The sequence below is a fragment of the Thiospirillum jenense genome (assembly GCF_014145225.1).
GTDB classification, from domain to species: Bacteria; Pseudomonadota; Gammaproteobacteria; order Chromatiales; family Chromatiaceae; genus Thiospirillum; species Thiospirillum jenense.
The window spans coordinates 79,847-100,782 of the sequence record NZ_JABVCQ010000010.1 but is presented as its reverse complement, the minus strand read 5'-3'; the positions used below and the strand labels follow the sequence as shown (position 1 = coordinate 100,782).

Sequence of the window (20,936 nt, the reverse complement as noted above, 5' to 3'; positions counted from 1 at the left end):
GTTTCTTATTGTACTTTTTAACGATCACAATGTTGTTTTGCTCGCGCTAACCCGTGGGTTAATTGTGATTTCTCCCGCCGGGGACGAATTGTACGCACCAACTGCTGCAATGCAATACGTTGACCTGAATCAGTAATGGGTTTACCAAAACGCAATGGCAAATAAAGCGCTTGGATTCTCATTAACGCTGGTGCGAGGTGTGGCTGTACCATTGCAATACGAGCCAAGTAATCTCGCGGTCCCTCATTAGGAAAACGCGGATAACCCGCTCGTGCTAATTTTTGACATAATTGGAGATAACACTGTGCAATTGGATCAGGGTTTAAGCGGCGGCGTGTTAATAACCCATGCACCAATAACATGATAATTGCACCACCTGTCATCATTATAATAACTAACCCTGCTTCACGCCACGCACTCAAGCCCAGCATACTAAGAAGATGCTGTTGTCGTTTAGTAGAAAAGCCGACAATCCAGTTTTTCCAACCCGCATCAATGGCATCTGTGAATAGGCGTAATTGATGAGCGAGTCGCAACATTCCAGTATGCGTGATATTAAACCGGGCGGGGGCATCTGCGCCTAATTGCGCCAAACTTGAATCAACGTTAATTCGCTCTGGAGCAATGGCGGCGGTGGGATCAATACGCACCCAACCGCGTGTGTCTATCCACACTTCCGCCCACGCATGGGCATCAGATTGACGAATCAAATAATGCCCACCAAGTGGATTGTATTCAGCGCCTAAATACCCTAAAACAATACGCGCTGGAATATCGGCGAGCCGCATCAATAAAACAAAACTGCTGGCATAGTGTTCACAAAAACCTGCCCGTGTAGAAAATAAAAACGTGTCAACGGGATTGTCGCCCAGCGGTGGGGGCTGCAAGGTATAATAAAAAGGTTCTTGATTAAAGTGGCGCAGGGCGCGTGTCACAACTGCATTATCAATCGTTGTTTTATTAGCAGTCGGATGTTCAACAAGTGATTCAGTACGCCATTGCATCGCTAATGCTTGCATTCGTGGAGTAATTGTAGGCGGCAATTGTAATGCGAGGGTGCGTTCCGCTAGGCTTAAACCATCAATGCGATAGTTTAATGCGGAACGTAATTGATAAACACGCACATCGTTAATTGGTTTATCGGCTAACAAACGAAAATCACCGGGTAATAAGCGTGTATGCGGCGGCGCCGTGAATGGCATGTCTAATGCAAATAACCATTGTTGCGCGGTGGGTTCTAAAATGACACTATAATTCAATAGGTTCGCAGTCTCCACTAATTTTGCTGTTGAACTGCGCAATTGTGATTCGGTTGCAGGTTGCCAGCGACGTCCATCTGTTTTCCATAATACTGGCCCACGCCAATATAATTGTGCTGGGGAAATTGATAGGGGTTGTTCAAATCGCGCATGAAATGCAATTTCGCCAGATAATACCAGCTCGCTAATGTGTCCCAATTCTAATGTATCGGACATACCAGTGCGAGCGCGGGTGTCGGATAAACCAAAGCTCCAGAGCGGTGTTTCTAATCGTGGAAATAGAAAAAACAATAAAATTGTAAGCGGAACGGCTTGGGCAATCAATGTAGTAGTTATACGTCCGGCATATTGCAAACGCGGTTTAATGAGCGCCAATCTTAATGAGTAATGGCTATTCATATCGGCTAATAAAACGATGTTTGCGATCAATATTATTACAAGATAGGCAGTGAATAGTGGTGTACTGTCAAATAAAAACGCAATTACCAGTAAAAAAGTCAATAATGCAGACAAGACATACAGGTCACGGTGAGTACGAATTTCTAAAGATTTAAGCGCCATCATAGTGAGTAAAAATGCAGTGCCGGCATCTTGCCCAGCTAATGCAAGATAACTTGCGCCGACGGTCAATACACCAGCAATTGCAAACAACCCTAATAACCATTTATTAGGTTGGAGTTGCGACCAACGCAGTGTCACGGTGCGTAATAATAATGCCGTTAAAATAAAGACAATAACTGCCATGTGCAAATATGGCAAGAGCGGTATAGTTGCCAATAGCAACAGACCACTCATAGCAGTGGTTTGCCACACATCAGGAATAGAAAAACGGGGTGTTTTCATTGGTACAGATGAGAATATCATTCTAATGATACTTGTCGCATGGCAGCTAAATGTCCAACTGATTAATGCGTGTGAGCGCGCTGTCAAAATCATATTTGTTGAGTGCAATCAACACTTCTTTCAACGAACTTTCTAAAGTTGTTCCCCGCACTAGAGACATGATTTTTTCTGACAGAATCATCGCATCGGCATCATTATCCGCTAATAACGTTTTGAGTTGGTCTATTTTTATTTTAGCCTGTTCAGATATAATCGAAGAGCCTGTTGATGATGGCAAACTAGACGCGATATTAGGTGATATTAAATGAGTTTGAATTGCACTGAGCACCGTCTTTAGTTCTTCAATCGTGGTTGCTAACAATACAGATGTATTCCCGCTTGAATACGTTTCAACACAGGCTTTTTCTAGCGCCGCCGCCGCCGCCTGTAATTGCTGGGCACCGATATTGCCGGCAGTTCCTTTTAATGTATGCGCATGACGAGTTGCAGTGATTAAATCATGATTATGATAGGCTTCATTAAACCTTTCAATAAAATCTGTTTGCCCATGATAGAATTTAATGAGCATTTTTTTAAATAAATTGACCTTACCCATGCAGGTTGCAAGCCCCATTTGATTATTAATTCCAGTCAACTCAGGTAAGTTTACTGTGGTTGATAATGGCGAATAATTTACTGCCGTTGTCAACGAAGTTTTTGGCTTTATCCAATGACTAATCGTGGTGAACATATGAGGAATATTGAGCGGTTTAGCAATATGATCGCACATGCCAGCGGCAATGGCTTTTTCACGATCACCGGCCATCGCATTCGCCGTGATCGCAATAATGGGTAGGAGACTTAATTCAGGGCGAGCGCGAATAGCCCGCGTTGCGGTATAGCCATCCATAACGGGCATTTGACAATCCATTAACACTCCATCAAAACGGCTATCCGTTGCTAATATGTCGAGTGCTTCCTGACCATTTTCTGCTAATACGACTTCAATACCAGCCTGCGTGAGTAATTCTTGTAATAATTCTTGATTCATATCGTTGTCCTCAACTAATAAAACTCGCGCACCGCGCAGTTGCATCACAGAATTATCATAGTATTCTTCGCGCACAAGGTTGCGTGTTTCAATCACCATCCCTTTGTGCATTGCTTCGGCAATTGCTTCAAGTAATGTGGATGGCGTGATGGGTTTAGTTAATACAACTTTAATATGGGCGCCAACCTGTTCAGCAGAGGTAATTGCATCTTCACGCCCATAAGCAGTAACCATCACAACTGCAGGCGTATGACTACCATAAATTGTTTGTAAATTTTTGACAGTTGTCACGCCATCTATGATTGGCATTTTCCAATCCACTAATACTAAATCATACGGTAATTCGTGTTGTTGAGCGGCGGCAACCATCTCTAATGCGTGTTGGCCATTAGTTGCCACATCAACTTCTAATCCAAAAGTGCGCGCCATTGTAGATAAAATTTCTCGGGCGGATGCATTATCATCTACAACTAAAACTCGTACGCCTAATAATTCATTTGCAGTGAACATGTGCCGAGGTGGGGCATTGATTTGTAAATCAAACGTTAAATTAAAATGAAAACAAGTGCCTTTATTTAATTCACTTTCAACCCAAATTCGGCCGCCCATCATTTTGACCAAACTTTGAGAAATTGATAATCCTAAACCACTGCCCCCATATTTGCGAGTGGTGGAGGTATCGGCTTGTGTAAAGGATTGGAATAATCGCTCGCATTGTTCGGGCGACATGCCAATACCTGTATCTTTAACCCAAAAGTGTAATTCGGCGGATGTGAGTGTGGAATTAATCAATTCGACACCAACAACAATTTCACCTTGCTCGGTGAATTTTAACGCATTACTGCCTAAGTTAATTAACACCTGCCCCAAACGTAATGGGTCACCAATTAACGCCGTTGGGATATTTGGCGCAATGTGGAACAATAATTCGAGCGCACGGTCTTCGGCTCTAATACCGAGTAGGTTAGCTAAGTTGTCAATGACATCTTCAAGATGAAAATCAATTCGTTCTACAGTCATTTTACCAGCTTCAATTTTAGAAAAATCAAGAATATCATTGATAATACCAAGTAAATTTTCACCGGCACGATGCACTTTTTCAATATAATTACGCTGTTTTCTATCTAGTTGTGTTTGTAATGCAAGATGTGACATACCAATAATGGCATTCATAGGAGTCCGAATTTCGTGACTCATATTTGCTAGAAAATCACTTTTAGCGCGTGTGGCGTCTTCTGCTAGTTCTTTTGCTTTGAAAATCTCTTGTTCTGCCAACTTACGATCTGTAATATCCAATAGCCATCCCATGACACCTGCTTCGCCCTCATGGATCATGGGTAAAAAGGTTGCTAAATAATCGCGTAATTCTTCATTGCCACTGCGCAGACGTAATTCTTGATTGCGAATAAACCCAGATGTTGTGAGCTTATCAATTAACTGGTTTCGTAATTCAACGGAAGGGTAAATTTGTTCGGCAAGATCACCGACTTTGACACCAAACATCTCGGCAAATAATGGATTAACTAAACGGAAGACGCCATTAATAGTAAATGCCGTGCCAATTGGGCTATGATCGAGAATATTTTGTAATGTTCCGCGTTGTTCTGCTAATGTTTTTTCAGCGTGTTTGCGTTCAGTAATATCACGCGCCGAGGCGCATATACATAAGCCGCGCCCATCAACAGTCGGTAATCGTGCTAATCCCAGTTCAATTGGAAATTCAGTCCCGTCTTGGCGAATACCGCGTTGTTCCCGCGCTTTTATTTCATGCTGATTTTGACTATATGAATGAATATAGTGATCGCGCAATGTTACATGGCGATCACGATATGCAGGTGGAATTAATTGTTCGATTGTGATGCCATACATTTCTTCATCAACATAGCCAAACATTTTCTTAACTTGATAATTCACTAAAATAATTTTGCCATTTTCATCGGTCACTAAAATACCATCTGGTGCTGATTCAATAATGCTGCGATACCAGGCTTCTGTTGCTTTTAAAGTGTCTTGTTGTGCTTCCAATTCGAGTGTTTGAGCTTCAAGTTTAGCGGCTTGAAGAGCCATTTCTGCTGATTGTTTTTGCGTTTCTTCTAATAGTAATTTAGTTTTAGTAGTGCGTTCGAGAATTTCTAAATTCATTGCCAGAACGGGAATAGCGCCGTCTAATAATGCTTGTTCGTTATCATTAAATTGATCGCAGGCCGCCAATTCAATCACACCAAGCAACCGTTCTTGCAAAAGAATTGGCCATAAAATAATACGCTTAGGAATGAATTCACCTAATCCAGAACTAATCTGGATATAATTTGAAGGTGGCACGGTAATAATAATAGGTATGCGTTCTAAAGCACATTGACCAACCAGCCCCTCACCGATCGAAAAATACTGGCTTAATTGCTGACGTTCACGGTAGGCATAGCCACTTAATAACCGTAGACGCCGATGTTCTTCTTCATAGATATAAAACACGCCTTGCCCGACTTGAAAAAGTGGGCAAGTGTAAGATAAAAACCGTCTTGCTAATTCAGAAAAACTATTGGATTGCTGTAATTCAGTTGATAATGCTGCTAGGTTGGTTTTAATCCAACGTTGTGCTTCCATTTGACGCGCTTCGGTTTTGAGAATGGCAATTGCACGCGCTAGACCACCAATGTCATTAGAATAATCTGTATAGGGAATAGTGAGATTGAGTTCTCCGGCGGCTAATTTTTCAACAACTCTTTGGATATTGCGGGTTGGTCGTTGAATAGAACAACTCACTAACAAAATGAGTAAAATAGTGAGTAGCGCACCTCCAACTAATAAAATAATCGTGTGTTTTGTATTACGTTTTGCTAATAAAGCGGATTGTTCAGCGGCGGCACGGGCTGTCGCTTCTTTGGAATGGGCGACTCGGTCAAGCGTATCGTGTGCGGCATCAAAGGTACGTTGTACTTGTGCCGATGCCAACATTTCTCTTGCCACAGGTACATACACTGGGTCTTTATGATAGAGCGCCAATATTCGGTCAATATCTTGTTGATGGGTATCTAATAAACCATGAAGCTGTTGTAATTGTTCAATGTCTTTTGCAAGATATAAACGTGGACGCACTGAGGCAATTTCTAAACGCAATTTTTGTTCAGCAGCAGTTAGTTGTTGTGCAGCAGTATTGCGTTCGTCTGTTTCAGAAGATAAGAGAATCTGTCTTAATGAGCGCGCCATTGTGGCAAGGTTAATTTGCGCCTCTTTAATGTGAAAAATACCCAACAGTTCTTGGTCGTATAGGTGTTGTAGTTCTTTATTTAAAATACTTTGGTGATGTAAACTTTGTACACCTAATACCAAAGCAAATAATAGTAAACTAGTAAAACCTAATGTTAACTTGTGACTTAACGGGCGGCGTTCTAATAATGTGATTGTCGCGTTGAAAATGGGCATATATTTCCAACTCAGTGATGATTAGGTTACAAATGGCATGTCATAGACGGTGATAATGACATGGTGTGATCTAGGGTGGTGGTTCGAGTAATGATAATGGTGCAGTCGTATCAGTTGCGGGAGTCTTATCTATTAAACCGTGTTAATGATAAGTAAATAAAGGTTGTTCCATTGATTGGTACAATACCAATCATACAACCCCCACACCGAGCGGCACGGTATTGATGTTACGATCAGATGAGGGGGCTGGTTTGTTTTAGAAATTAATCCTCAGTGCGATGGAAAGCGTCACTTAGTTGTTTTTGAACATTCGCAGGCACGGCTGCGTAATGACTTAATTCGATGCTATAGCTGCCTTCACCGCCGGTAATGGATTTGAGACGTGATTCATAGCCTTCTAATTCAGCTAACGGCACTTCGCCATCAATTGCCATTCGCCCCATACCTTGTGCTTCACTGCCATTGATACGGCCACGGCGGCTGGATAAATCACCGGCTAAATCACCCATTGCACTGTCTTGGGCGACAATACGAATTTTCACAATTGGTTCTAATATGACTGGCTTGGCTTTTTCAACTGCTTCAATAAAAGCCTTGCGGCCGGCAGTGGCAAAAGCAATATCTTTAGAATCCACTGGGTGAAATTTTCCGTCATACACTTCGACGCGAATATCGTGTAATGGATAGCCGGCGATAGCGCCTTCTTGTAATATTTGGCGGACACCTTTTTCAATTGAAGGAATGAATTGACCGGGAATAGAACCGCCGACAGTCATGTCCGCAAATTCAAATCCCGCATCCTGTTCTAGTGGCATGACACGCAAATAAACTTCACCGAATTGTCCGGCGCCGCCTGTTTGTTTTTTATGGCGATGATGACCGTCGGCTTTGGCAGTGATGGTTTCCCGATAAGGGATACTCGGCGGATGCGTTTCGACATCAACGTGGAATTGTTCTGCGAGCCGTTTTAATAGCACTTTTAAATGCAATTCACCGAGCCCCCGCATGACTGTTTCATTTGCAGCGGCATTGTGTTCGATATGAAAACAAGGGTCTTCTGCTTCTAGTTTATGCAGGGCGTCGGTGAGTTTTTGTTCATCACCACGTTTAGTTGGTGTAATTGCCAAGCCATAGAGTGGGACGGGGCATTCCATGCTGGATAGATGGAAATGATCTTCATCATGTGAATCATGTAAGACGGCGTCAAAATGAATGTCATCCACCCGCGCAACGGCTAAAATATCACCCGGGACGCCTTCGTTAATTTCGGTCATTTCATTGCCATGCAAGCGAAATAACCGATTGACTTTGAAGGGCTTACGCGCATCGCCAATGAATAACTGAGTATTCGTGGTTATTCTGCCCTGATGAATACGGAAGATGCCTAATTTGCCGCGATAGGGATCATTTAATACTTTAAAAACGTGGGCGATGACGTGTTGATTCGGGTCAGGATTGATTTTAACCGGTTTTTGTTCAGTACCTTCGCCTTGCATGAAAGGCGGTGGATTACCTTCAGCAGGATTGGGCATGAGCCGCGTTAAGATTTCAACTAATTCGCTAATACCAACACCGGTGTCAGCGGAGCAATAGCAAATTGGAATTAAATGCGCTTCACGCAGGGCGGTTTCAAACGGATCGTGTAATTGTTCAGGGCGTAAATCTTGTCCCTGTTCTAGATAAATCTCCATTAAGTTTTCATCTACTTCAACCACCTGATCAATAATGTGACCATGTGCTTCTTCTACCGAAGAAAAATCGGTGGTATCGGTGGCTGGTTCAAAAAAACAATCTAATACACGCTGACCACCGTTAGCGGGTAAATTGATTGGCAAACATTCAGCCCCGAAGGTATCGCGCAATTGTTGGGTGAGTTCGGCTAAATTGGCTTGCGGTGAATCAATTTTATTCACAATAATCATGCGACATAGGTGGCGGCGGTCGGCGGCTTGCCATAACCGTTGGGCGACAGATTCAATCCCCGCTTCGGCATTGATGACAATCGCAACGGTTTCAACGGCGCTTAATACGGAAATGCTGCGTCCGAGAAAGTCAGCAAAGCCCGGGGTGTCAATTAAATTGACATGTTTGCCGTGTGCATTAAAGCTGGTAATTCCAACGTCAACTGAATGTTTTAATTCGCGTGCTAAATCATCATAATCACATACGGTGGTGCCTTTAGCGACACTGCCGGGGGTGCTAATAACACCTGTGGTGGCGAGTAATGCTTCAATGAGCGTGGTTTTACCAGCGCCCGCATGACCAACAAGGGCGACATTACGGATATCCTCTGCATTATAATCAGACATGAATGAATCCTTAATTGATTAAGAGGGTGAAAACAGCAGTTGCTGCATGACCAACGGCGAATAACCAAACAGTTACGCGAGGGCTATAGTAACGGACAGGGCGCGGCTGGTGCAGTCTGAATTGCCGGTTTTGCCATCGTTGCCGGCGGCGTGGGCAAATAGTCGCCCTGACGGCGTAAGTTTGTCAGAATAGCCAGACGCCAGTTGGTCACGGAAGCGGGCGGTCGGGCGTGTATTCCCCGATCCCCACCCGTATTGACGCGACCCTGACGCGATGGATGGCGCGACGCTGTTATGCGGTCGACATCAAATGTCCGCGCAGCGCACCGCCGTCACACACAAGTTTAGCTATCAAGAGGTCATTCGCAACGTGCTTGACATTATTCCGCATATTTTGAGAGAGCTGGTGCGCGGTGTTACTACCACGCCGGCGTCAACTACCCCTGTATCACTTACACCACCTGTGGCAGCAGAACCACCGCCGGCAAGTGTGGCAGTATCACCTGCACCCTCTCCGGCTGCGGCACCACCGCCTGTTGCAGCAGCGACACCTGTTGCATCAACACCAACTCCGGCTGCGGCACCATCGCCTGTTGCAGCAGCAACACCTGTTGCATCAACACCAACTGCGCCTAAACCCGCAGTGACACCACCAGTAGCAGCAAATAAAACACCTCCCTCACCACCGTCAAAAAAGTCGGCGGCTAATAAAAAAGGGAAGGGGAAGTAGTGTATTTATTTTCTTTGTTATAGCGCAATGCTTGATTAAGCCATTAACAATTCCCTCGTACCATCAATGGTGCGAGGGAATTAACCTGCAAATTGTACGGCATGATTTTGATTAGATAACATTAGCGTTTTGCGGCAACCAAGCGGCAAATGTTTTATATTCATGCTATTACCCCCGCACCACTTGAATATACCGTTTTTGTGGGTTAGTTTAATTTAATTGAACTGGTACGCTCGGCAATTGTTGGCTGATTAAAACGGCGATCAAACATAATTAACCAGCCGCTGAACAAACCCAATCCCGCTAAATACTGATCCAATTAAATTGAGCCGTCGCGCAATGGATCACGCCAGACTTTTAATTTAATTGCTAGTGCGACATCATCATAAAGCAACCATAAATCCATGCGCCCTGAGCCAATGGTATATTCGCCTTTTAATGCGTCACACGATTAATACTATAGTCAATCTAACATAAAATCGCACTATTCCCGTGTCCAGCGACGGCGCATTCTAGGTGCCCGCTGTCGCGGGAATGACGATTTGGTTTGCGGACTAATTGCCGTGTTGAAATCAAATTATCTTGGATTGATTGTATGATTGAAATTCCAGCGTTTTAGTGGTGGCACGCTGTAATGAATGTCTGGACAACTTGACGCTTTTGTATTAAGAAAACGCATGATGTTTCCCCAAAACGGTAAGCGGATCGCTGGCTAATAAAAACTGACTGATGTATTTCATAAAAATACCCCAGTTAATGTCAATTGCCGTGCGACGTTTGATGATTGACTGCCTCACCGCTTACGGTTGACAGTTTGAAGAGCGGGGGTTGGTCAGTGATTACGGTTAGTTAAATTCCGCCGCATAGCTAATAAAACAGCAATGAACTATCAATTATGATGTCAGTGATTAAGCGCAAATTTTGATGGACAATTGAATAGGATCAATTGCGCTTTATGCTAATGTCTGTTCTCGCCCGGGGAATTCACCTGATTTGACAGCTGCGACATAGGCGGCAATGGCGGCGGGTAGGGTGCCGGTGCCAGTGAGAAAATTTTTACTAAAGCGCGGGGGGCGCTGTGCGGTTGCGCCAACAATGTCGTACAAAACCAACACTTGACCGTCACACCGATTACCCGCGCCAATGCCGATGACAGGAATGGTCAGGCGCTCGCTCAAGGTGGCGGCTAATACGGCAGGAACGCATTCTAAAACAAGTAGTTGCGCACCGGCAGCTTGCAATGCCAGCGCGTCTTGTTCGATGCGGATGGCGGTGGCACTGTCCTTGCCTTGATAACGAAAGCCGCCCAATCGATGTACCGATTGTGGTAATAATCCCAAATGTGCGCAAACGGGTACACCAAAGTTGGTTAAATGTTCCACTGTTGCTATGACGCGACCACCGCCTTCGAGTTTGACCATCCGTGCGCCGCCTTCGCCGAGGAGTCGTGCGGCGGCATCGAGGGCGCGCTCGGGCGTGGCAAAACTCAAAAATGGCAAATCAGCAATGACTAACGCCCGTTGTGCGGCGCGGCTGACGCAGGCGCTGTGATAGACCATGTGATCGAGGGTGACGGGTAAGGTCGTGTCGTGTCCTTGCAACACCATGCCAAGTGAGTCGCCAACTAGCAACACCTCGACTCCGGCCGCTTCAAGTAGTTGCGCAAAACTGGCGTCGTAGCAGGTCAACACTGCAATGCGTTGTTGCCGCTGTTTCATTGCCAGTAAGGCCGCGGCGGTGATGCGTTCATTGGTCATGTTATTTAGCCTGATTGATTAGTCGTGATTTAGCCCATTCAAAGGAAATAGTTTTTATTTCGAGAGATGCGCCTGTCATTTCAAATGAAGCGAGAAATTTTAGTTGGTTTTTGATATTGAACTTGTGCAGTTGAGCCTATTAAAATGCGGCGCTCTACCAATTAGGATTTAATGAAATACAATCATTATAAATCCAATTGCGCCCTGCTCGTTTATTCTTCGTCCAATTCACCAATGGGTTTTTCAGTAGTTGAGCGCCGCCGCCGCCGTGGTTTTTTACGCGGTGTCATCATTTTCGCCCGCTCGGCTTGACTGCTTTCATAAAACCGCGTCCACCACTCCGCTACCGCAATGGCTTCTATTTCACCGGCGGCGGCGCGGAGTAATAAAAAGTCATAGGCGGCACGAAAGCGCGGATGTCCGAGTAATAGCGTTGCTCGTTTGCCGTATTGGTGTTCAAAACGCGGTTGTAATGTCCAAATTTCCCGCATTGGTAGCCCAAAACGGCGCGGAATTGCCACGCGCTGCTGTTGTTGATTGGCAATATCCGCCGTCGCCTGCGCCATTGCATCCATTGGCGCATGATCGGCCGTGAGTAGGCGTTGATAGCGCTGCCGCACGGGTGGCCATAATAGCAATGCAAATAAAAAACACACCGCAACGGGTTTATTACTTTGCAAACGAGCGTCGGTATTGGCTAATCCACGATTAACAAAAGTAATTGGAAACCCTTCTTCTTCTTGCGCTAAACAGGCATCAGTGGCGGGGAATAATTCGGCAAATAATCCATAATGCCGCAATTTTTCAAAGGCGGGTAGCGCGTAACCGGCGTGAAATAACTTTAATACTTCTTCAAATAACCGTGCGGCCGATACGTCGCGTAATAAGGGCGCAAGTTGAAATAACGGCGCTTCACAAGCGGGATTGAAAATGAAGCCCAATTTGCAAATAAAACGCACGGCGCGCAGCATTCGCACGGGGTCTTCTCGATAGCGGGCGCTGGGATCATCACCAATTAAACGCAAATAACCGGCGTTTAGATCACGCAAGCCGTCGGTGTAATCAACTAATGAAAAATCATCAATGTTGTAATAAATGGCATTGATGGTGAAATCCCGCCGCAGCGCGTCTTCGGCAATGCTGCCGTAAATGTTATCGCGCACGATCATGCCGTTTTCAATTCGGCGGCCGTGGGTTGCGGCTTCATTGCGCGGCGATTCCAGCGATTGTTGACCGCCGCCGCCGCGAAAAGTGGCGACTTCGACAATTTCATCGCCAAAAACGACGTGCGCGAGGCGAAATCGCCGCCCAATGAGGCGACAATTGCGGAATACCGCTTGCACTTGCTCGGGCGTGGCGTCGGTGGCGATGTCGAAATCTTTGGGTTCATGCCCGAGCAGCAGGTCGCGCACGCCGCCGCCGACCAGATACGCCGCGTAGCCGCTTTGTTTCAGGCGATACAAGACGCGCAGCGCATTGGGGCTGATATTGGCACGCGAGAGCGAATGCGCCGGGCGTGGGATGATGTGTGGCGTGGGTGAAGTGATTGATTGCAAACGACTTTTAGAACTGGCAGCAGGAGGTGACAAATGTGGCTTGAGAGTAAAACTAAACCGCGTATAATACGCCATTGTCGCCAAGAAAACTGCTCCCTTCGTCTAGCGGTTAGGACGCTGGCCTCTCACGCCGGTAACAGGGGTTCGAATCCCCTAGGGAGCGCCAATTCAATTGCGCGCATTGCCGCCCGCCGCCGTTTTCATTCCCGTTTTTAATTGATTGCAATTCACCGCTGGCGCGTTAGGTTGACGCGGCATGAAAGAATAAATCATACAGCGTTAATGCAATTTCCACCACAATTAAAATCACGATATACCACTCAACCCGCAGGCTGCGTTTATTTTGTAATAAATCCAGCAAGGTCGCGGCCGTATCGCTAATCAATGCCAATTTACGTTCTAGCGCCAATTGCCGTTCGCGGATTTCATATTCGGCTTCTAAATTGAGATACAGCCGTTCTAAATCCGGCCGTTCCCAAATCACTTCCGGTTTATCACCCACTTCACCGCGCCCCACCATGTCCTGTTGAATGGCCAACGCCTCACCAATATGGCGAATTAACGTGCGCGCATCACTGCCGCCACGACCAACCTGTTGTAAATGATTCGCTAAGGGTTCAATGCGATCAAATGCCGCCGCCACCCGCGCCTCCTGTTCGGCTAATAAGACACTTTTACCCAAAATATCGGCAATGACTTGCAACCGTGCAATGTCGGTATTGATTAAAATTAACCGCTCGCGTTCAATCCCCTCAACCCGCTCGGCATCAATCATCAAAATCAATTCTTCATGCTCAGTACGGTCGAGCGGTTCTTTAACCAACGTGCGCAGTTTTTGAATGAACTGCGCTTCATCATCTGAATGAACGCCAAATAACACGACCGCACCTGAGCGCAATAGCACCGCGTAGCCGTGCTTTGACACCGCCACCACCACTGGATTAGTCGCCAGCGGCTCGAATTGATCCAGACGGCGGAGGTCTAAATAATGCCCAAGTAAAAACGCTCGCGCTTTTAATTCGGAACAGTCAGATTGGAATGGTAAAATAGACATGCGATCACGCTCGCTACCAATACGATTTTTATACAACGCACACCGTCACCATTTAACCCCGCCGCCATTGCGTCCCGCTCGCACCATCTTCTAAAATAATGCCTTTTAATTGCAATTCATCCCGCAGGCGATCGGCTTCATGCCAATCTTTGTTGCGCCGGGCGGCATCGCGCTGGGCAACGAGGTTAATAATTTCGGCATCACTTAAGCCATCGGTCATAGTGCCGCGCAAATAGTCTTCGGCACGTTCTTGTAATAAACCTAATTGCCCAGCCAACGCTCGTAATTCAGCACCGAGGCTAATTGCCAATTCACGATCCGTTTGATTGGCGCGATTAATCTCCCGCGCTAATTCAAATAACACCGCGAGCGCGTCTGGCGTATTAAAATCATCATCCATCGCCATTTTGAATTGCGCTCGAAATGATTCGCCGCCCAGCGGTTCAATATCATCCGGCAAGCCGCGCAATGCCGTGTATAAACGGGTTAATGCCGCCCGCGCCGCATTTAATTGCTCATCGCTATAATTCAGCGGGCTGCGGTAATGACTAGACAGAATGAAATAGCGCACTTCTTCCGCCCGATAGCGGGTTAAAATCTCGCGCACGGTAAAGAAATTGCCAAGTGATTTCGACATCTTTTCTTCATTCACGCGCACAAATCCATTGTGCATCCACACATTAACAAAGGGTTCACCGGTGGCGCCTTCCGCTTGGGCAATTTCATTCTCATGGTGCGGGAATTGCAAATCAGCACCGCCGCCATGTAAATCAAAATGATTGCCTAAACAATGCGTTGACATTGCCGAGCATTCAATATGCCAGCCCGGCCGCCCTATGCCCCAGGGTGAATCCCAATAAGGTTCATCCGGTTTTGCCGCTTTCCATAACACAAAATCGAGTGGATCACGCTTGCCTTCATCAATTTCCACCCGCGCCCCGGCGCGCAAATCAGATAGGGCTTTACCCGATAATTTCCCGTAATTCGCAAAGCTATTCACCGCGTAATACACATCGCCATTTTCTGCGCAATAAGCGTGACCTTTTTCTATTAACTTGGCAATCATCGCAATAATTTGGTCAAGATGCGCGGTCGCTCGCGGTTCTAATGACGGCGGTAAAATCCCTAATGCACTAGCGTCTTCGTGCATGGCATGAATAAAGCGCGTGGTTAAATCATCAATCGTTAAACCACTGGCATTGGCGCGCTGAATAATCTTGTCATCAATGTCGGTAATATTACGCACATAAATCACTTCATATCCCAATTGCCGCAAATAACGATACACGGTGTCGAATACCACCAGCACCCGCGCATGACCTAAATGACAATAATCATAAACGGTCATGCCGCAGACATACATGCGGACTTCACCGGGAATAATGGGAACAAAGACATCTTTACGACGTGTTAAGCTATTATAAATTTTAAGCATGATGTTTTAATGACAATTCAAATAAAAGAGTCGTTGAGGCGCAGATTAATAAAACCCGCGGCCGGTTTGAGTGTGAACCAAGTACATTTAGGTGGCATGGTAACACCGCATTTTGCCAGCGCGCACACGTCCGCCACGCTCGGCGGGTGAAGCGTCACCGCCACGCGCATCGCCCCGCTGTCCACCGCCGCCATCAGGTCAGCCGCCGCGCCCGCTTGATAGGTGAGACGCGAGTCGTGACTTGGGTCGTTGATGCCAAAAACTGGCGTTAAAACAGTATCTTGCAACCACTGCGCCGCCAGCGGCTCGCGTGAATCAGCAACTGCCGGGCGTTCCAACCGATACCACTGTTGCGCTAAATACACACCCAATTCGTTGGTGTTGCGCGGTTGCAACGGCTGCGCACTCGCTGTCAATTGCCCCAATTCGCGTAATTGCGCTAATAAAAACCTATTACTCATATCATTAAACCCATTTAATAACCGATGCACGGCGTGAATACGCAACTGCGCGGCGGGAAAACTCACGGCTAAAAAACGCCGCTCGCCTGCTGCATCATTTGCTATTAACTCCGCCATTGCTGCGGTGCGATGATGGCCGTCTGCAATCATTAAATACGGTAAATGATTAAAGGCGGCTGTCAATTGCGCAATGTGCATTGGATCAGCCACGTTCCATAATTGATGACGCACCCGATCAGCGGTCATGACATCGAGCGACGGCGCGGTGGTATCGGCAATGGTGGACAATAATAAATCAATTGACGCGGTGGGAGGATGTAATAAGAGCGTTGGATTAGATTGCGTCTGCGCTGCCATTAAATGCGCACGGTGCGCGGCGACGCCAGCGGCGAGTGTTAATTCGTGACGGCGAATACGACCGGTGTGATACGCCGTTAATGACGCGGCAAATACCAGCCCGGTTTGTTGCTGCTGACCATGATTCAAACGGTAAATGCTGTAACTCAAGTAATCATCACAGCGCAATTGATCTTGACTGCGCCAGTGGTGTAATAACTGCGGGAGTTGATCTGAATGAACTGACGCGGCCGTATTCAGATTTAACGCAGTTAAAATCGCGGCGGCAGATGCAGGTGATGGGCGCTCGGCATGAAAGGGTGCAATGAGCGACGGCAATGATGACATGCGGTAATGTGTCTAATGATCGCGGAATAGTGAATTGCCCGGCGGGGCGGGCGTTTATTGCAGATTTGTTCGGCGCGGCGCCCTGTGTGATTGATCTAATCAATTCGGTGCAATTGTCCGCAATGCCGCCCGCAATAGCGCCTCAGTGGTCATGCCGTCGCTATGCACTTGTTGAATCATGCGCTGTGCATCGGCGGGTTTATAGCCCAATGCAATGAGCGCGCTGGTGGCATCGGTTAATGGATCAGATGCAATGGCTGCGGCACTGTGCGGGGTTGGTGAATCAATGGCCGCGAAGACGGCCGGCTCTAATGCCGCCAAGCGTTCTTTTAATTCAATCACCAAGCGCTGCGCGGTTTTACGCCCAATCCCGGGCAGGCGACATAAGCTATTAACATCTTCCAACGCAATGCAGCGAGCGAATTGCTGCGCCGTCATGCCCGATAAAATCACTAATGCCAAGCGCGCCCCAACCCCGGTGACTTTTAACAATAAACGAAATAAACTGCGCTCGGAATCGTGCAAAAAACCGTATAATAACTGCGCATCTTCACGCACTAATAAATGCGTCAATAAGGTCACGCGCTCGCCCACCGCTGGTAAATGATAAAACACCGATAACGGCGCTTCAACTTCATAGCCAACGCCATTAACATCAATTAATAACCAGGGCGGTTGTTTAATCAGTAATTGTCCGTGCAAGCGCCCGATCATGGTTTTTTAATGGCGGTAGGCATTGAATTGGATTGATTAACAATTGAATTGGTCGGCGGGCGAAAATCACGCCATGATGCCGTTGCCCGTTGCCCCGTCGTCAATTGACGCGAGTGGGCGTGGCACAGCGCGATGGCGAGCGCGTCGGCTTCATCCGCGCCGGGCGTGGTCGGCAGCGCCAGCAACGCCCGCATCATGTGTTGCACCTGCGTTTTTTCAGCATTTCCCGTGCCAACCACCGCGAGCTTGACCGACTTGGGGCTATATTCTTGCACGGTCAAGCCCGCTTTGAGCGCCGCGCACAGGATCGCGCCGCGTGCCTGCCCGAGTTTGAGGGCGGCGGACGGATCACGCGCAAAAATCAGTTGCTCAACGGCCAATTCTTGCGGTTGATAGTCGGTAATGAGGGCGGCGATGTGGTCAAATAACGACAGGAGGCGTTGTGGCCACGGTTGGTCATCAACGCGGATGCAGCCGCTGGTGATGTAACGACTGCGCTGTTTATCGCTGTCGAGAATGCCAAAACCGGTGAAGCGTGACCCGGGGTCAACGCCGAGAATGCGGCAGAGTTGCAACTGCGGCAGTTTAACGACAGTGTCGCGTTCATCCGACATCAGGCGTCCAATTCCGCCATGAGATCGTCGCTGATGTCGGCATTATGATACACATCTTGCACGTCGTCTAAATCGTCAAGTAAATCAATCATTTTGAGCAATTTTTCCGCGTGGTCACGGTCGAGCGCCACTTGCACGGCGGCGTTATAACTGACTTCGGAGACGCTGGTATCTAATCCGGCCGCGCTCAGGGCGGTGCAGACGGTGGCAAACACGTCCGGCGCGGTAATCACGTCGAGCGAGTTGTCCTCGTTGACCACCACGTCATCCGCGCCGGCGTCGAGGGCGGCTTCGATCACGGCATCTTCGCTGGTGCCGGGTTGGAAGCTGATAACCCCTTGTTTGGTAAACAAATATCCGACTGAGCCGTCGGTGCCGAGGTTGCCGCCATATTTGGTGAAAGCGTGGCGCACTTCGGAGGCGGTGCGATTGCGGTTGTCGGTCATGCAGTCCACCATCACCGCGACGCCGCCGGGGCCGTAGCCTTCATAGCGGATGTCTTCATAATTTTCGGCATCATCGCTGCCGGCGCCGCGTTTGATGGCGCGATCAATGGTGTCGCGGGGCATGTTGGCGGCGAGTGCCTTGTCCATCGCCAAACGCAAGCGTGGATTGGCGGACGGATCACCACCGCTGGCGCGGGCGGATAAGGTAACTTCCCGAATCAATTTTGTCCAAACTTTGCCGCGTTTTTTATCCTGCGCGGCTTTGCGATGCTTGATATTCGCCCATTTACTGTGACCTGCCATGTTAATTCCTAAACCGTGAGAGTGGTTAAAAATACTGTTGGAACGTGCTAATGATAACCGATTGTTACTATTATACAACGGTGAAAAACGCCAGCGCGGCGCCAGCGGTTTTTATGTTATTCCGCCAGTGATTTTACCCCGCACCGCTGTTTGATGCGTATTCAGTAAAATAATTTGCGTGGCTTTCTTGATAATGCGCGCTTTGCAACTTAATTAGTCGTTACAAAATCATCGCATCATCACCCACGTCGGTCAGGCTACACTTATGAGACTTTCCACCAAAGGCAGATACGCCGTCACGGCAATGTTAGAATTAGCATTACACGCCGAACAAGGACCAATAACATTAGCCGATATTTCGCATAATCAAGGCATTTCATTATCGTATTTAGAACAATTATTTGCCGCGCTGCGTGCTAAAAATCTGGTGTATGGTATTCGTGGTCCGGGTGGTGGTTATCATTTAGGCAAACCCGCAGACGAGATTTCAATTGCCGATGTGATTTGCGCAGTAGATGAATGGGTGGAATTCACCCGCTGTCATGGCGGCTGTGATTGTCATAATGGCCGCCGGTGTTTAACCCATGCGCTGTGGGAACAATTGAGCGATCAAATCTTTTCATTTTTGAGTGATATTTCGCTGGATGATCTGGTGAAACGTAAGGGTCATAATGGCTACCGGTGCCACCACGCGCTCATCAGCGAATTACAAGCCGAGTGAGCAAGCATCAATACTTGCGAATGTTGGCGCTATCGTGGCAATATTAAAAGGCTTTTTTAACCGACCTGACCTAACTGAGTTGAGAATCGTGCATTTATGAATAAACAGATAAACAATTACCGCTGGTTGCAATACGGCATTCCATTGATAGTGGCATTCGCATCACCTAATATTGCGCTCGCTTATGATACTGGTGATGCCGAACGCGATTGTGAAAATCATGTCCGCAGTGAATACGGTTTAACAGACATCCGCGAGACCGATGCGGTGCAATTGATGGATAGTGAAAAGCATTATCAAGTGCAAGGCAAAACGAAAATTGCCGGTGAAAAACACCGCTGGACGTGTGAAATAAAACGGCGGCGGGTTGTTAATGCGCATTATCGCGGGCCGCGGCCAATGGCTCATCCATGGCGCGATGAACGACCGAATGATGAACGGCGCGGTGAACCAACTATTATTCCCCGGCGGCGCGGTGAAGTGGATATTCAAATGTCCGGTAATTGTCGTTTATCTTATGATCGGCGCGGTAATTTAATTGGCACTGAAGGGCGCTGTAGCCCACAGGATCGGCGGCGCGCAGATCAAGCCGCAGCGGCGCATTTCCGCGAGCGGCGTTCTGAGAATGAAGACCGCGATTGGCGTGATAATCGTGGTTGGCGCGACCACACCCGCAATGAATCACCGCAAATCGTGACTAATCGGCGCGGCGAAACCGAAGTGACTTTTAATAATGGCTGCGTGGTTTATTATGATCGCGCTGGGCGGCGCCAAGAGAGTTCACCCCAATGCCGTGATTATCAAGTGATTAGCGCGGATCAAGCATCGCGGCGCTATTAAACCGATTAACACGGCAGTCATAAACGGGTTGCAACATGCAAAGATGCGCGCCTTGGGTTGAATACAATCATCATCAATCCGCATCAAACAAGTTGTAACCCGCCGCCTGTAAGAAACTCACCAGACGAATTAACGGCAAGCCAATTAACGCCGTCGGGTCATCGCTTTCTAACCGCTCAAATAACGCAATGCCTAACCCTTCCGATTGAATACTGCCGGCACAATTAAACGGTTGCTCACGATCAACGTAAGCAATGATATCAGCGGTGCTGGACGCACGAAAATAGACGCGGGATGATTCACAGTAGTATTGAGATTCACCCATTGCCGCGTTCATTAAACACAATCCCGTTAAAAACTCCACCATGCGCCCGGACGCTTGGGTTAATTGCGCAATCGCCGCCTCGCGCTCACCAGGTTTACCAATGATTTGCCCGTCTAAACACGCCACCTGATCCGATCCAATAATTAACGCGGTCGGATATTGGGCAGCAACTGCGCGGGCTTTGGCAATTGAAAGCCGTTGCACCAATGCGTGAGGTAATTCATTTGGCAATGGTTGTTCATCTACTTGCGGCGCAATGGTGGTGAATGGTAGCCGCAATCGTGTTAATAAATCACGCCGATAGGGTGAGGTCGAAGCGAGAATAAGCGGGGGAGATTTAGTCATAACAGCTGATTAAAATTGTATTTGATCCGTTCTCAGGCGGGCGCGTGGTAACGATCAACTGGTTGATTTTAACGGTTAAAACAACTA

General features: G+C 47.4%; 15 protein-coding genes and 1 tRNA gene. 3 read left to right on the top strand and 13 right to left on the bottom strand.

The window, feature by feature from the left end:
• Window positions 1-17: 17 nt before the first annotated feature.
• From HUK38_RS06335 to pcnB, 6 genes are all read right to left on the bottom strand, one after another.
• Window positions 18-2,102, bottom strand: coding sequence for a transglutaminase TgpA family protein (locus HUK38_RS06335; RefSeq protein ID WP_182583483.1), 2,085 nt, complete (start codon window positions 2,100-2,102; stop codon window positions 18-20).
• Between the two features lie 46 nt (window positions 2,103-2,148).
• Window positions 2,149-6,555, bottom strand: a complete 4,407-nt coding sequence (locus tag HUK38_RS06330; RefSeq protein ID WP_182583482.1) for a response regulator — start codon at window positions 6,553-6,555, stop codon at window positions 2,149-2,151.
• A gap of 263 nt (window positions 6,556-6,818) precedes the next feature.
• Window positions 6,819-8,864, bottom strand: coding sequence for an elongation factor G (gene fusA / locus HUK38_RS06325; protein WP_182583481.1), 2,046 nt, complete (start codon window positions 8,862-8,864; stop codon window positions 6,819-6,821).
• 452 nt (window positions 8,865-9,316) lie between these two features.
• A complete protein-coding gene (locus HUK38_RS06320; RefSeq protein ID WP_182583480.1) occupies window positions 9,317-9,481 on the bottom strand; it encodes a hypothetical protein in 165 nt (54 codons plus the stop codon).
• Window positions 9,482-10,547: 1,066 nt separating this feature from the next.
• A complete protein-coding gene (panB, locus tag HUK38_RS06315) occupies window positions 10,548-11,351 on the bottom strand; it encodes a 3-methyl-2-oxobutanoate hydroxymethyltransferase (RefSeq protein WP_182583479.1) in 804 nt (267 codons plus the stop codon).
• Window positions 11,352-11,563: 212 nt separating this feature from the next.
• Window positions 11,564-12,982 carry a polynucleotide adenylyltransferase PcnB gene (gene pcnB / locus HUK38_RS06310; RefSeq protein WP_182583492.1) on the bottom strand — a complete coding sequence of 473 codons (1,419 nt, stop codon included), beginning with the start codon at window positions 12,980-12,982 and terminating at the stop codon, window positions 11,564-11,566.
• A gap of 16 nt (window positions 12,983-12,998) precedes the next feature.
• Between pcnB and HUK38_RS06305 the strand changes: the two genes are divergently transcribed.
• Window positions 12,999-13,073, top strand: a tRNA-Glu gene (locus tag HUK38_RS06305).
• Between the two features lie 75 nt (window positions 13,074-13,148).
• On the opposite strand, the gene HUK38_RS06300 is transcribed toward HUK38_RS06305, so the two are convergent.
• The 6 genes from HUK38_RS06300 to HUK38_RS06275 form a co-directional block, all read right to left on the bottom strand.
• Complete coding sequence (locus tag HUK38_RS06300; protein WP_238787496.1) at window positions 13,149-13,997, bottom strand: RMD1 family protein; 849 nt, start codon at window positions 13,995-13,997, stop codon at window positions 13,149-13,151.
• Window positions 13,998-14,013: 16 nt separating this feature from the next.
• Window positions 14,014-15,396, bottom strand: a complete 1,383-nt coding sequence (cysS, locus tag HUK38_RS06295) for a cysteine--tRNA ligase (protein ID WP_182583477.1) — start codon at window positions 15,394-15,396, stop codon at window positions 14,014-14,016.
• A 17-nt stretch (window positions 15,397-15,413) separates the two neighbouring features.
• Complete coding sequence (locus HUK38_RS06290) at window positions 15,414-16,541, bottom strand: DUF1015 family protein (protein ID WP_182583476.1); 1,128 nt, start codon at window positions 16,539-16,541, stop codon at window positions 15,414-15,416.
• 99 nt (window positions 16,542-16,640) lie between these two features.
• Complete coding sequence (ruvA, locus tag HUK38_RS06285) at window positions 16,641-17,255, bottom strand: Holliday junction branch migration protein RuvA (protein ID WP_182583475.1); 615 nt, start codon at window positions 17,253-17,255, stop codon at window positions 16,641-16,643.
• Entirely contained in the window at window positions 17,252-17,869 is a 618-nt protein-coding gene (gene ruvC, locus HUK38_RS06280; RefSeq protein ID WP_182583474.1) for a crossover junction endodeoxyribonuclease RuvC, read from the bottom strand. The genes ruvA and ruvC overlap by 4 nt, the downstream gene beginning before the upstream one ends.
• Window positions 17,869-18,618, bottom strand: a complete 750-nt coding sequence (locus HUK38_RS06275; RefSeq protein WP_182583473.1) for a YebC/PmpR family DNA-binding transcriptional regulator — start codon at window positions 18,616-18,618, stop codon at window positions 17,869-17,871. Before HUK38_RS06275 ends, ruvC begins: the two co-directional genes overlap by 1 nt.
• Window positions 18,619-18,883: 265 nt before the next feature.
• Here HUK38_RS06275 and HUK38_RS06270 point away from each other — a divergent pair, with 265 nt between their 5' ends.
• Both HUK38_RS06270 and HUK38_RS06265 read left to right on the top strand, forming a co-directional pair.
• On the top strand, window positions 18,884-19,339 hold the full coding sequence (locus HUK38_RS06270) for an Rrf2 family transcriptional regulator (protein WP_182583472.1): 456 nt from the start codon (window positions 18,884-18,886) through the stop codon (window positions 19,337-19,339).
• Window positions 19,340-19,435: 96 nt separating this feature from the next.
• Window positions 19,436-20,179 carry a hypothetical protein gene (locus HUK38_RS06265; RefSeq protein WP_182583471.1) on the top strand — a complete coding sequence of 248 codons (744 nt, stop codon included), beginning with the start codon at window positions 19,436-19,438 and terminating at the stop codon, window positions 20,177-20,179.
• A 73-nt stretch (window positions 20,180-20,252) separates the two neighbouring features.
• On the opposite strand, the gene HUK38_RS06260 is transcribed toward HUK38_RS06265, so the two are convergent.
• Window positions 20,253-20,849 (bottom strand): Maf family protein, encoded by a 597-nt coding sequence (locus tag HUK38_RS06260; protein WP_182583470.1) that lies wholly within the window; start codon window positions 20,847-20,849, stop codon window positions 20,253-20,255.
• Window positions 20,850-20,936: the final 87 nt, after the last annotated feature.

Coding starts and splice junctions, on each gene's coding strand:
- HUK38_RS06320 (WP_182583480.1), bottom strand. CDS start 9,481: ATGCAACAGGTGTTGCTGCTGCAACAGGCGATGGTGCCGCAGCCGGAG.
- HUK38_RS06260 (WP_182583470.1), bottom strand. CDS start 20,849: ATGACTAAATCTCCCCCGCTTATTCTCGCTTCGACCTCACCCTATCGG.
- HUK38_RS06275 (WP_182583473.1), bottom strand. CDS start 18,618: ATGGCAGGTCACAGTAAATGGGCGAATATCAAGCATCGCAAAGCCGCG.
- ruvA (WP_182583475.1), bottom strand. CDS start 17,255: ATGATCGGGCGCTTGCACGGACAATTACTGATTAAACAACCGCCCTGG.
- HUK38_RS06330 (WP_182583482.1), bottom strand. CDS start 6,555: ATGCCCATTTTCAACGCGACAATCACATTATTAGAACGCCGCCCGTTA.
- cysS (WP_182583477.1), bottom strand. CDS start 15,396: ATGCTTAAAATTTATAATAGCTTAACACGTCGTAAAGATGTCTTTGTT.
- HUK38_RS06270 (WP_182583472.1), top strand. CDS start 18,884: ATGAGACTTTCCACCAAAGGCAGATACGCCGTCACGGCAATGTTAGAA.
- HUK38_RS06335 (WP_182583483.1), bottom strand. CDS start 2,102: ATGAAAACACCCCGTTTTTCTATTCCTGATGTGTGGCAAACCACTGCT.
- pcnB (WP_182583492.1), bottom strand. CDS start 12,982: ATGGCGTATTATACGCGGTTTAGTTTTACTCTCAAGCCACATTTGTCA.
- fusA (WP_182583481.1), bottom strand. CDS start 8,864: ATGTCTGATTATAATGCAGAGGATATCCGTAATGTCGCCCTTGTTGGT.
- HUK38_RS06290 (WP_182583476.1), bottom strand. CDS start 16,541: ATGTCATCATTGCCGTCGCTCATTGCACCCTTTCATGCCGAGCGCCCA.
- panB (WP_182583479.1), bottom strand. CDS start 11,351: ATGACCAATGAACGCATCACCGCCGCGGCCTTACTGGCAATGAAACAG.
- HUK38_RS06265 (WP_182583471.1), top strand. CDS start 19,436: ATGAATAAACAGATAAACAATTACCGCTGGTTGCAATACGGCATTCCA.
- ruvC (WP_182583474.1), bottom strand. CDS start 17,869: ATGTCGGATGAACGCGACACTGTCGTTAAACTGCCGCAGTTGCAACTC.